This is a genomic window from Amycolatopsis sp. lyj-23, assembly GCF_046549135.1.
Taxonomy (GTDB): domain Bacteria; phylum Actinomycetota; class Actinomycetes; order Mycobacteriales; family Pseudonocardiaceae; genus Amycolatopsis.
This window is the reverse complement of the sequence record NZ_JAJPWN010000010.1, coordinates 45,546-57,517: the sequence shown is the minus strand read 5'-3', so window position 1 is coordinate 57,517 and position 11,972 is coordinate 45,546. Positions and strand designations below refer to the sequence as shown.

The 11,972-nt window shown below is 72.6% G+C and carries 9 protein-coding genes; 2 read left to right on the top strand and 7 right to left on the bottom strand.

All coding sequences use genetic code 11. From position 1 onward, the window contains the following. Positions 1-52: 52 nt before the first annotated feature. From ACLJPY_RS25015 to ACLJPY_RS25000, 4 genes are all read right to left on the bottom strand, one after another. Positions 53-1,681 (bottom strand): ABC-F family ATP-binding cassette domain-containing protein, encoded by a 1,629-nt coding sequence (locus ACLJPY_RS25015; RefSeq protein WP_410591959.1) that lies wholly within the window; start codon positions 1,679-1,681, stop codon positions 53-55. Between the two features lie 137 nt (positions 1,682-1,818). After that, positions 1,819-2,469: an acVLRF1 family peptidyl-tRNA hydrolase gene (locus ACLJPY_RS25010; RefSeq protein WP_410591957.1), complete on the bottom strand. Its 651-nt coding sequence runs from the start codon at positions 2,467-2,469 to the stop codon at positions 1,819-1,821. Between the two features lie 166 nt (positions 2,470-2,635). Further along, positions 2,636-5,551, bottom strand: a complete 2,916-nt coding sequence (locus ACLJPY_RS25005) for a S8 family serine peptidase (RefSeq protein WP_410591956.1) — start codon at positions 5,549-5,551, stop codon at positions 2,636-2,638. Positions 5,552-5,812: 261 nt separating this feature from the next. Next, the gene (locus ACLJPY_RS25000; protein WP_410591954.1) at positions 5,813-7,384 is read right to left on the bottom strand and encodes a deoxyguanosinetriphosphate triphosphohydrolase family protein; all 1,572 of its coding nucleotides are present in this window, start codon (positions 7,382-7,384) and stop codon (positions 5,813-5,815) included. Between the two features lie 63 nt (positions 7,385-7,447). Between ACLJPY_RS25000 and ACLJPY_RS24995 the strand changes: the two genes are divergently transcribed. Further along, on the top strand, positions 7,448-7,801 hold the full coding sequence (locus ACLJPY_RS24995) for a PASTA domain-containing protein (protein ID WP_410591952.1): 354 nt from the start codon (positions 7,448-7,450) through the stop codon (positions 7,799-7,801). A gap of 174 nt (positions 7,802-7,975) precedes the next feature. Here ACLJPY_RS24995 and ACLJPY_RS24990 read toward each other — a convergent pair whose 3' ends face one another. Together ACLJPY_RS24990 and ACLJPY_RS24985 are read right to left on the bottom strand one after the other, a co-directional pair. Continuing rightward, complete coding sequence (locus tag ACLJPY_RS24990; protein ID WP_410591951.1) at positions 7,976-8,611, bottom strand: SRPBCC family protein; 636 nt, start codon at positions 8,609-8,611, stop codon at positions 7,976-7,978. Beyond that, on the bottom strand, positions 8,608-8,955 hold the full coding sequence (locus ACLJPY_RS24985) for an ArsR/SmtB family transcription factor (protein ID WP_410591949.1): 348 nt from the start codon (positions 8,953-8,955) through the stop codon (positions 8,608-8,610). Before ACLJPY_RS24985 ends, ACLJPY_RS24990 begins: the two co-directional genes overlap by 4 nt. 128 nt (positions 8,956-9,083) lie before the next feature. Here ACLJPY_RS24985 and ACLJPY_RS24980 point away from each other — a divergent pair, with 128 nt between their 5' ends. Beyond that, the gene (locus ACLJPY_RS24980; protein ID WP_410591948.1) at positions 9,084-10,751 is read left to right on the top strand and encodes a GGDEF domain-containing protein; all 1,668 of its coding nucleotides are present in this window, start codon (positions 9,084-9,086) and stop codon (positions 10,749-10,751) included. 53 nt (positions 10,752-10,804) lie between these two features. Here ACLJPY_RS24980 and ACLJPY_RS24975 read toward each other — a convergent pair whose 3' ends face one another. Further along, positions 10,805-11,962: a sulfotransferase family protein gene (locus ACLJPY_RS24975; RefSeq protein WP_410591947.1), complete on the bottom strand. Its 1,158-nt coding sequence runs from the start codon at positions 11,960-11,962 to the stop codon at positions 10,805-10,807. Positions 11,963-11,972: the final 10 nt, after the last annotated feature.

The following is an 11,972-nucleotide window of genomic DNA, read 5'->3' as shown; positions in this document are numbered from 1 at the left end:
GCCATTCCAGTGCTCTGCGGTCCGCGATCTTGCACCCGAATGGACGCACGCCTCAGGCGAGCTGCACAAGCTCGAGGTAGTCCGCCGACCAATGGTCCTCGGTGCCGTCGGGCAGCAGGATGACCCGCTCGGGCTCCAGCGCCTCGACCGCGCCCGGGTCGTGGGTCACCAGGACGACGGCGCCGGAGAAGCTGCGCAGGGCGTCCAGGACCTGGGCGCGGCTGGCCGGGTCGAGGTTGTTGGTCGGCTCGTCGAGCAGCAACACGTTGGCAGCACTGGAGACCAGGCCCGCCAGCGCGAGCCGGGTCTTCTCGCCGCCGGAAAGCGTGCCGGCGGGCTGGTCGAGTTGTTCGCCGGTGAAGAGGAACGAGCCGAGCAGGTTCCGCAACTCCTGCGCGCCGGTGTCCGGAGCGAGATGTCGGATGTTTTCCCACACCGACGCATCATGATCAAGAGTTTCGTGCTCCTGAGCGTAATAGCCCAGGCGCAATCCGTGACCCGGAACGACGGATCCGGTGTCCGGGGTTTCCATTCCGCCGAGCAGCCGGAGCAAAGTCGTCTTTCCCGCGCCGTTCAGCCCGAGTACGACGACCTTCGAACCGCGGTCGATGGCGAGATCGACGCCGGTGAAGATTTCCAGCGAACCGTAGGACTTCGAGAGCCCCTCGGCGGTGAGCGGCGTGCGGCCGCAGGGCGCGGGCTCGGGGAACTTGATCCGGGCGACCTTGTCGGCCTGCCGGGTGTCCTCGAGCGAGGACAGCATCTGCTCGGCGCGGCGGGCCATGTTCTTGGCCGCCACCGCCTTCGTCGCCTTCGCCCCGAGCTTGGCGGCCTGCTGCTGCAGCGCCGACGCCTTCTTCTCGGCGTTGGCGCGCTCGCGGCGGCGGCGCTTCTCGTCGGTCGCGCGCGCGTCGAGGTAGCGCTGCCAGCCCATGTTGTAGAGGTCCAGCTCGCCGCGGGTGGCGTCGAGGAACCAGACCTTGTTGACCACGTCGGCCAGCAGCTCGACGTCGTGGCTGATCACGACCAGGCCGCCGTCGTGCTGCTTGAGGAACCCGCGCAGCCAGTTGATGGAGTCCGCGTCGAGGTGGTTGGTCGGCTCGTCGAGCAGCAGGATCGTCTCGGACTTGCCGCCGGCGCCGGCTTCGGCCGCGGCGAACAGGATCCGGGCCAGCTCGACCCGGCGGCGCTGCCCACCGGAGAGCGTGCCCAGCGTCTGGGCGAGAACCCGGTCGGCCAGACCCAGGTTGGAGCAGATGCGCGCCGCTTCGCTCTCCGCGGCGTACCCGCCGAGGGAGGCGAAGCGCTCTTCGAGCCGGGCGTAGCGGTTGATGGCCTTGTCGCGCGCGGCTTCGTCGACGAGCTCGGCCATCGAGGCCTGCGCCTTCTCCATGTCGCGCATCAGCTTGTCCAGACCGCGCGCCGACAGCACGCGGTCCTTCGCCGTGACCGAAAGATCACCTTCGCGCGGGTCCTGCGGCAGGTAACCGAGCTCGCCGGTGCGGCGGACCTCGCCCGCGTGCGGCTCGCCTTCGCCGGCGAGGACCTTCAGCGAGGTGGTCTTGCCCGCGCCGTTGCGGCCGACGAGGCCGATGCGGTCGCCGGGCTGGATGCGGAGCGTGACGCCGTTGAGCAGGATGCGCGAACCCGCGCGCAGCTCGAGGCCGGTGGCCGTGATCAAGGGGAACTCCCGTGGAATGGGGGCGTACGGAGGACAGCGTCAGGCGGCCGCGCGGGCCGCGGCGTCACTCCAGCTGGATATCCACGGAGCCCAGTGTACGGGGCGGTGTCGACGGGATTTTCCGGACGTGTGCGGTCTCACCCGTCGCGCAGCGTGACCTGCACCGACAGCGCCCGCACGGCGGCGTCCTCGAGCACGGCGTAGCTCGGCTCGCCGACGTCGAGCACCCGCGGTTCGGCCCGGGCGAACAGCGGCGCCAGCCGGCGGTCCGCGCGCAGCTCGTCGAGGGCGCGCCGATCCCCGCCGAGCACGACGGCGTCCACTTCGGACAACCTCGGCACCAGGACCTCGAAGACGTCGTCGGCCGCGTCCTGGAGCGCGTGCCGCGCCTGCCCCGCGCGGCGGCGGGCGAAGCGCTGCTGCGACCAGCCGCCCGCGGCGGAGCGCCCCTGGACGAGGTGCCGGCCGGTGCGCGAGACCCCGATCCGGCCGTCGCACGCGATGCCGATGCTGTGGCCGCCGCGGCGGACCAGCACGAGCGCGATCGTCCGCGGGAGCAGCGCGTGCGCGACGAGGGTGTCGACGGAGGGTGCGGCGAGAGGTCCGAAAGGGACGGTCGCGGCCGCGGTGGTCCCGTCGGCGGCGCTCACCCGGACCTCGTGCGGGGTTCCGGACGTGGCCACGATCCCGCCGTGCCGCCCGACGAACCGCTCGAACCAGCCCGTCAGCCGCTCGGGCGGCACCTCGACCGCGCGCCCGCCACCCGCGACTTCCCGCACCTTCGCCACGACCCCACGCTACGGCCCCAAGCGCCCCAATGTGGCCTTCGGTGCGTTGAACCAGCACTGCGGCGCGAAGCGCCTCCGTTGAGGGTGGCGGCGGGGGCATGGATGGAGCACCCAAGGCGGCCTTCGGTGCGTCACACGCACCGAAGGCCGCCTTGGGGCGCTTGGACTACAGCGGGTGCACCGGGCCGTTGTTCGTCACGCCCCGCACGTTCGACGGCGCTCCGGCCGCCGGGGGCTGGACGAACCCGTTGATGTGCAGCGCCACCGACCGGATGAAGCCGGTGTCGCCGCCGGCCGCGTCGACCACGCCGAACGTCCACGTGCCGTCGGCGACCGCGCCGGCGAGGTTGCCGGTCAGGGCCTGCGCCGGCCGCCAGGTGCCGGTGAACGGCGCGTTGGCCGAGGTGACCGTGCTGAACGCGGCCGCCGCGTTGTCGGCGAAGACCACCTTGCACAGGTTCTTGCCCGAACCGCCGTTGCGCTGGAACACCGTCGCCTTGGCGCCCGAAGGCGCGGTCAGCGTACCGACGAGGTCACCGACGTACGAGTGGTTCAGGCCCACCGCCGTCGACGCCGGGTCGGTGCTGCACGTGGTGCCGTCCACGGAGAACGTCACCTTGGCCGCGCGGCCGACCCCGGTGACCGGGATGGTCACCGACGCCCCGACCGGGCTGTTGTCCGGGATCGCCACCGGCGCGCCGGTGTAGGCGAAGTCCTGCGCGACCGGCGACGGGGTGCCGACCGGCAGCGAGAACGTCGACGTCGTCGGCGAGTGCGAGCCGGCGAAGGTGACGCGGGCGTTCAGCACCACCGGCACGCCGAGCTGCTGGCTCGCCGGGACGGTGATGGTGAAGTCGTTGACGCCGGTCTGCCCCGGGCTGATGGTGCCGTAGGACTTCGCCCGCGGCGCCACCGTGACGCCCGGGGTCGGGCTGGTGAGCACGACGCTGGTGGACACCGCGGTGCCGTCGCCGTCGTTGGTCACCGGCAGCGTCACCTTGGCGGTGTCGCCCGGGTCGAGCGCCGAGCCGCCGTCGGCCGGGGTGACCGTCGGCTGCTTGGCCACCGCGAGGGGCTGCGGGCTGGCGCCGGTGTAGGCCAGCACCTTGTCCGCGAGGATGACGCCGGCCCCGGTGAAGTTGTCGCGGCCCGGGGTTTCGATGTCGACCGCGGTGTTGATCAGCGCTTCCCGCACCTCCGCGGGCGGCAGGCCGGGGTTGCCGGACAGCACGAGCGCGGCGATGGCGGCCGCGTGCGGTGCGGCGGCCGAGGTGCCGAAGAACGGGTTGAACCCGGTCACGCTGGTCTGCACGCCGTCGGCCGCGGTGATCTCCGGCTTGTTCCGGACCTCACCACCGGTCGAGGAGACGTTGCCCGGGGTGATCGGCGTGCCGTTCGCCTCGTAGAACACGCGGCGCGGACCGTCGGAGCTGAACCGCTCGGCCTTGGTGGCGCCGCTGAACGAGCCCGGGTACGGACCCGCCGGGTTGGCCGGGTCGCCCGGCTCCAGCGCCCGGCCGAACGCCTTGGCCGCGGGGGCGGCCGCGACGCTGAAGGCGTCCCGCGCGGCCGAGTGGCCGACCGTGACGCCCGGGGTGTTGTACGCCTTGAGCCCGTCCGCGGAGTCGGAGAACCGGCCGCGCAGCGCGGACAGCGACAGGTAGCGGTTCTGGCCGGAGAACTTCACGACGGCCAGGCGCAGCCCGGTGCCGCCGAACGTGGGCGTCTGCAGGATCTCGTACGGGTCCTGGGTGCCGTCCTGGACGTTCTGGCTGAAGCTGACCACGGCACCCGCGGAGTTGAGCAGGTAGAGGTCGTAGTCGTTGGCGGACGCGCCGAGCGGGTCCGACCAGTGCAGCGTCACCGGCACGCCGGCCGAGGACGCGTTCGAGATCGGCTCGTAGATCTGGGTGCCCGCCGCGCCGGCGAAGTTGTGCGCGGTGCCGGCGAACTTGCCGACCGACTTGCCCGAGTCGACGAAGTCGCCTTCCCAGTGCGCGGCGGTGCCGCTGGCGACATTGCCTTCGTTGCCCGCCGAGGAGAAGTACAGCGCGCCGTCGGCGGTCACGTCGTTCACGGCCTGGGCGATGATCCAGTCCTGGAACGGCGATTCCTTGAAGTAGATGACGTCGTCGACGATGACGTCGCAGTGGGACTCGAAGCGCAGCTTGCGGATGTTGTCCGCGAAGCTGGCGTCGGAGTTGAACGCCGAGGCGAAGCCGAGCGCGGCGCGGGGCGCGAGGTCGTGGATGATCTCGAGCATCGCGGTGCCCTCGTCGCCCTCGCCCTCCTGGCCGGCGATGACGTCGACGTCCGGCGGGAGCTCGCCCTTGGCCTGCGAAGCGGCCAGGGAGTCGACGCCGTCGGACAGGGCGCACGTCTTGACCCCGACGCCGGTGACGCCGAACTGCTGGCGGGCGAGGTCGGCGTTGTGGGCGCGGTCGCCTTCGCTGACCAGCGGTGCGGCCGCGACGGCGCTGCGCTGGGACTTGGCGCTGACGGCCTTCTGCAGCTCGCCGGCGATGCGGTCGGCCTTCTGCTGCTTGGTTTCGGCCGGGGCCTGCTCCTTGCCCGTCGTCGCCGGGGTGGCCAGTTCACGGGCGGTCATCGCCTGGTCGGCCTGTTCGACGCGCTTGACGTCGCCGCGCGCGGCGATCTCGCTCACCTTGGCCACCGGGAGCTCGGCGCGGACGCTGCCGTACCGGTCGGACACCGCGCGGATGCCCGCCCCGGTCTTGGTGAGCCCGGCGATGAGGTCCGGCGAGACCTTGCTCGCGCGGATGTCGACGACGACAGTGCCGCCGGCGCTCACGCCGGACTGCAGCGCGTTCAGCTGCTTCCCCAGTCCCTTCTCGGCGACCAGCAGCTTGCTGTCTACTTTGGACTCGGTGGCGGTGCGGCCCGCCTTGACCGCCTGCAGCGCGGCGATCTGCTGCTGCGCGGTTTCGCTGAAGCTGTCCGGTGTGGACGTCGTCGCGGCGCCCGCGGCGGGCGGCGAGACGAGGCCGAGGGCGGCGAGCAGTGCCGCGGCCCCGGCGGTCAGGACGGTGGTTCTCGATCTGTTGGAACGGGTACGACGCACGGGCGCCCTCCGATTCTCCAGGCGCGTGCCCCGACTCACGCTGACCGATCGCCGGTGATCACCGGCTGGACCCAGCTAAGTACCGTGAGTTCTCCGTAAACATCAGCCGTTCGAGTGACAAAGGACGGATAATTTCCCGAATGGGCCGGATGACGTAGGCCGTTCAGCGCAGCGGACAACCGGTCACCGGACACGCACCGGACAAAAGCTCGGCCGCAAGGGGGTCCACGGACCGGGAGTCCACAATCACCACCCCGGCGCTCAGAGCACGAAGGAATCCGACCACGGTTGCGCGGCCCGCCCGGACAACGCGTCCAGCAACGTCACCGCCTGCTTGTCCGTCAGCGACGCCACGAAGTCCACCACCGCCCGGCCGCGCGCCAGGCCGCGGACCGCGTCCGCCCCCGTCACCGGTTCACCCGTCGCGCCGACCAGCAGCTCCGGCGCCGTGCGCGCCAGCCCGGCGTACTCGGCGCGGGCCAGCTCCACCAGGTCGTGCAACCGGCGCGGGAGGCGGGAGACCTCGTCGCGGTCGAGCAGCCAGGCGTCGAGCGCGTCGACCAGGCTCGTCACCAAGCCGGCCTGCCCGCGCTGGTGCAGCGCGAGGTCCGGGCGCAGCAGCACGAACCGGCGGTGCACGAACTTCAGCACCTGGACCTCGTGCCACTGGGCGGGCCGCAGCGAGACGTGCCCGGTGCGCGTCGAGGGCGCCGGCAGCAGGAAGACGCCGTCGACCAGGCGGGCCGTCCAGTTCGCGGAGAACGCCGCCGTCGCCTGCTCCGCCTCGATCGAGCCGTCGAACTCGCCCGCCAGCAGGCCGTCGACCAGCTCCGCGCGCACCCGCGCGACCGCGGCGGCGAACGCGTCGTCGTCGACGATCCAGCCGTCCTTCGCGTGCATGCGGCGGCGGAGGCGTTCCAGCGACCGGCCCGGGCGGCGCAGGTCCGCGTGCAGCGTCTCGTCGTCCAGCGACGCCAGCTCGAGCGCGTGCTCGAGCCACTCCCCCAGCTCCGCCGCGACCGGCGCGTGCTGCAGGACGCCGATGCGGTGGAAGTCCTGCAGGTCGTGGATGGCGTAGGCGATGTCGTCGGCGGTGTCCATCACGGACGCTTCGACGGTCTGCTGCCAGTTCTCGACGCGGCCGGCGAAGACCGCGCGGGCCTGCTCGAAGTCGTCGAGTTCGGTGGCGTAGGCGGAGAACTTCGCCGCCCCGGTGCCCGGCAGGTCGCCGGGCTCGCCCGCGCCGCGCGGCGGCACGGCCAGTTCCGACGGGTGCGGGTCGGGGTGGTGCAGCCGCAGCCACGGGTACTTGAGGACGGCGGCGCGCACCGCGGCGGTCAGGTCGAGCCCGATGGCCGACGGCCCGCGCACGTCGGTCGTGGTGATGATCCGGAACGTCTGCGCGTTGCCCTCGAAGCCGTCGGCGAGGCCGAAGCGGTGGCGGGCGATCCGGTCGAGCGTCTGCTCCCCGAGGTGCCCGAACGGCGGGTGCCCGAGGTCGTGGGCGAGCGCGGCGGCCTCGGCGACGTCGGGATCGCACCCGCCGAGCTTGTCGGCGAGGCCGGCGTCGGGCCCGGTGGTGACCCGCTCGGCGATGGCCCGGGCGACCTGCGCGACCTTGAGGCTGTGGGTGAGCCGGTTGTGCAGCAGCCCGGCCCCGCCGGCGCTGACGACCTGCGTGACGCCGCCGAGCCGCGCGAAGAACGGCGACGCGGCGATCCGGTCGCGGTCGATCCGGAACGGGCTGGTCGCCAGGTCGGTGAACCCGCCGACGTTCGCCACGGGATCGCGCCGCGCGGCCCGCGGGTCGGTGTGCTCGCTGCCCTGATCCATGCGCCCGACCTTATCCGCCAGGTTCACCTGAACGGCGGGCAGGCGCGTGGGTATCCCTCGTGCATGTCCCGACGAATGGTGACCGCGGTCGCGGTCCTCGCCTTCGCCCCGGTCGCGTGCGGCGCCCCGTCCGGCAGCCCCGGCACGGCGACCCCCACGAAGACCTCGGCTTCGACCGCGACCGCGGCGAAGCTCATCAAGGTCCCGGACGTCTCCGGCATGAACCACCAGGACGCCCAGGACACGATGCAGCGAGCCAGCCTCTACAACCTGCGCGAGGTCGACGGCACCGGCCAGGGCCGCGCGCTGGTGATCGACCGCAACTGGGTCCAGACCGGCCAGAACCCCGCCGCGGGCACGGAAGTCACCCCCGACACGGTGATCACCCTGACCGCGGTCAAGTACACCGACCGCTGACCCGTGATGCCCCCGCAATCACGCGTGATGCCTTTCCAAGCACGCGTGATGCCCCTTCCGTCACCGGTGATGCCCGCGACACCCGCGAGGTCGGCCGCGGCGGACCGTGCGGCGAGGGGTCACACCCGTGACGGGACAGGCATCTCGCGTGATTGAGGGGGCATCACTCCGGGGTCAGGATTCCGGTGGGGTCGTGTACGCCTTCAGGGTGCGGTCGGCCGCCGCGCGGGCCGTGGCCGGGTCCGCGCCCGCCGCGACGTCGGCCTCGTACCACGCCTCGCTCGACGCCGTCATGAACCGGATGCCCTCCGGTGACATCATCCAGGCCATCGCCGCCTGCGGGTCGACCGGCGTGCCCGGCGTGCGCAGGTGCAGGACCAGGCCGACCAGCGCGCCGTCCCAGCCGATGCCGACCGCGCCGGGGCCGAACTCCTCCCAGCGGTCGTCGATGTGGGCCACGTGCTCCAGCTCGAACCGGGTGCCCGCCCCCTCGGGCGTCAGCCGCACCTCGATCCAGCTGACGTTGCCGCCGAACTCCCAGGTGGCCGCGAAGCTCTTCGGCGGGTCACAACGCTCGACCGTGCCGCCCGCGTTGCCCTCGAACTGGTACTTCCCGCCGACGCGCAGCTCGCCGGATACCGGCAGGAACCAGCGCGGGATGCGCTCGGGGTTCGTGCAGGCGTCCCACAGGTCGGCGAGGTCGGTGTCGTAGACCTGGCTGATCGTGAGGACGCGGGCCTCCTTCCCCTCGAGCACCCGGTCGCCGAGCGTGCGGCGGACGGCGCTGATCTGGTGACTGACGTCGATCACGAACCTTCTCCTTGACTGAGGCGGCGCTCGCGCTTGCCGCGGGCGATTTCGGTGGCCAGCGCGTCCAGCGGCGGTGTCCAGTACCGGCGGAACCGGTCGAGCCAGACGTCGACGTCACGCAGCGGGTCGTGCCCGACCGCGTACAGCCGCCGGGTCCCGTCCGCGCGGACGACGGCGAAGCCGTTCTCCCGCAGCACCTTCAGGTGCTGGGAGACGGCCGGCTGCGAGATGCCGAACTCGGCCCGGATCACCTCGGTCACCGCGCCGGCGGCCCGCTCGCCGTCGGCCAGCAGCTCGAGGATCCGGCGGCGGACCGGGTCGCCGAGGACGTCGAACGCGTGCACCTCGTCAAGCTACAAGCAGCAACTTATATAAGTCAACACTGAAACATGTACGCCGATGGTGGTAACCCCCGGTGAACATCAGTCGACATCGGTTCCGCTACGCCGAGCGACCCGCGACGATCGAGGCCGTGAAGTCGCCACGCACGGTCCGCTTCGCCTTCCAGCCGCTGTACAGCCTCCACACCGGCGGCGTGGTGGCGCACGAAGCGCTGGCCAGGCCCGGCCGCGGAACCGTCCCCGAGCTGCTCGCCGAGGCGCGCCGCGAAGGCAGGCTGGCCGAGGCCGACATCGGGCTCGCGATCGCCGCCGTCCGGCAGGACGCCGAGCACCCGACGTCGCTCCCCCTGCACCTGAACCTCTCGGCCCGCACCCTGGCCGCGCCGCAGGCGATGTACGACGACCTCCTCGAAGAGCTCGGCGACGCCGGCCGCCGCACCCGCGACGTCGTCCTGGAGATCGGGCCGCCGTTCGCGGCGCTGCCCGCCGGCCGCGCGCTCGCCGGGATGCGGGAGCTCACCGAACTCGGCTTCCGGCTCGCGCTCGACGGCCTCGGCCGCGGCGACCTGCCGCTGGGCCTGCTCGTCGAGGCGCCGATCGACGTCGTCAAGCTCGACCGGACGGTGCTGCGGGGGCTGCCGGACGAGCCGGCGCCGGCCGCCGTGGTCGAGGCGCTGCTGCACTACACGAACCGCACCGGCACCCGGCTGGTGGCGACCGGCGTGGAGACCGACGCGCAGCTCGACGCCGTCCGCGGCCTCGGCGTCCGGATCGCCCAAGGGCACCTCCTCGCGCCGCCGACCGCGGCCGGGCCCGCGCCGGCGCTGCTGACGCGCGGGCGTCCCGCGGCCGCGGCGCCCGCCCCGTGCGTCGGCGACTTCCTCCGCCCGGCGACGACGCTGCCTGAGACGGCGACCTGCGACGAGGTCCGCGAGGTGCTGGCGGCGGCCGACGCGCCGAGCGGCGTCGTCGGAGTGGACGAGCTGAACCGGCCGCGCTGGTCGGTCGACCGGACGCGGTTCCTGGTGGCGGTCACCGGCCCGTACGGGCACGCGCTGCACGCGAAGCGCCCGGCGGCCCGGCTGGCCGACACCCCGCACACGATCGAGGCCCGCGCGGGCGCGATGGAGTTCCTCGAGCTGGTGACCGACGCCGACTGGGGCCGCACCGGCGACGACGTGGTGGTGGTCGACGAGCTCGGCCGCTGCCTCGGCGTGGTGCTGGTGACCGAGGTGGTCCGCGGCGTCGCCGAGGCGAAGGTCGAGGCGGCCGCGGCGCTGAACCCGCTGACGCGGCTGCCGGGCAGCGACACGATCGCCCGCGACGTGGGCCGCCGCATCACGATCGGCGAGCCGTTCGTGGCGGCCTGGCTGGACATCGACGCCTTCAAGGCGATCAACGACACGGCCGGCTTCGCGGCGGGCGACAACCTGATCCGCGAACTGGGCGCCGCACTGACGGACCTCGCCGGCGGCCTGCGCCGGATGCGGGTGAGCCACGTCGGCGGCGACGACTTCCTGGTGGTCTGCGACGTCGACGAGATCGCCACGGTGGCGGCGGCGCTGCTGGACCGCCACTGGACGGCGGAGGGCCTGCCGGTGACGGTCTCGCTGGCGACGCTGGTCTGCGCGAGCGGCGCGATCGGCTCGTACCAGGAGGTTTCGCGGTTGCTGGCGCCGCTGAAGAAGCGCGCGAAGGCGGTACCGGGGTCGAGCTGGGTGCTGAGCCGCCCGGGTTCGGAGCGGGTGGAAGTGCTGCGCGGCATCGGAAGCCGCGGCTTGCAGGCGGCCGCCGGCTAGCGCCCCAAGGCGGCCTTGGGCACTTGAATCCGGCTGTCACGGCCGGGCGAGCGTCACCCGTGGGCCGCGAGGTAGCTCGCGAACCGCTCGTCGACCTCCTCGGCCGTCAACCCGAAGTCCGCCAGGCTGTACCGGTGCACCGGTTTCCGGTCCCCCGTCCGGCTCGCCTCGTGCACCGCCGTCATGGCCGCCCGCGCCGCCGGCGTGAACTCCAGTCCGAAGTGGTCGTACACAGTGGACACCGTGCCGATCGGGTCGGCGACGAAGTCGTCGTACCGCACGTCGCAGAACTGCGCCGGGTCGTGCCGGGCCCGGGCCCAGCCGAACTCGTCCGCGCCACGTGCCCACAGGTCGAGCTGACCGCGGCCGATCACCTCGCCGCGGAACTTCGCCGACCAGCCGTCCGCGGCCTTCTCGGCGAGGCTGCACATCGACGCCATGATCGTGCGCGGCGCCCGGTGCGTCTGGATCACCAGCGCGTCCGGGTAGTTCGCCATCAGCGCGTCCAGGGCGAACAGGTGGCTCGGGTTCTTGAGCACCCAGCGCCGGTCCGCGTCCGGCAGCCCGATCAGCTGCAGGTTGCGCTTGTGCCGCGCGTAGGCGTCCGTCCAGTCCTGTTTGGCCAGCCAGCGCGAATAGCGCGGCACGTGCGCCAGGCATTCGAACGAGATCGACCGCATCGACTGGCGCAGCAGCTGCCAGCACTCCTCCACCTGGTCGGCGGACATGTGGTGGACACCCATGAACTCCGGGTGCTCGACGTGGTGGCGTTCGTAGCCGGCCTGGATGCCCCGGAAGACCGGGTTGTCCGCCCACGTCTCCCGCGGCGGCCGCGGCTGCGGCACCTCGGCGAGCCACACTTCGAGGCCCTGGTGCGCCGGGTCCTCGGCGAGGAGCCGGTGCAGCGCCGTCGTGCCGGTGCGGGGCAGCCCGGTGACGAAGATCGGCCGCTCCACGCGGACGTCCGCGTACGCCGGATGCTGTTTCCACGACGCCTCGCTCAGCAAGCGTGCGACCAAAGCGCCGCGCAGGAACGCCCGGTGCACCTTGTTGCCGTACGGCGTCAGTTCCGCGTCCGCCTCGTACGACTCCAGCAGCACGCGCAGACCTTCGAGGTAGTCGTCCGCACCGAAGTCGGCGAGCCCGGTCAGCTTCGACGCCGAGGCGTGCAGGTCCTCGACGGTGCCCACGTCTTCCCGGCCGGGGAGCATCTCGTTCTCC

Bases quoted from the DNA above. Each gene is read 5' to 3' on its own strand.
- ACLJPY_RS25000 (WP_410591954.1), bottom strand. From the start codon at position 7,384: ATGGATCAGGGCAGCGAGCACACCGACCCGCGGGCCGCGCGGCGCGAT.
- ACLJPY_RS24995 (WP_410591952.1), top strand. From the start codon at position 7,448: ATGTCCCGACGAATGGTGACCGCGGTCGCGGTCCTCGCCTTCGCCCCG.
- ACLJPY_RS24975 (WP_410591947.1), bottom strand. From the start codon at position 11,962: ATGCTCCCCGGCCGGGAAGACGTGGGCACCGTCGAGGACCTGCACGCC.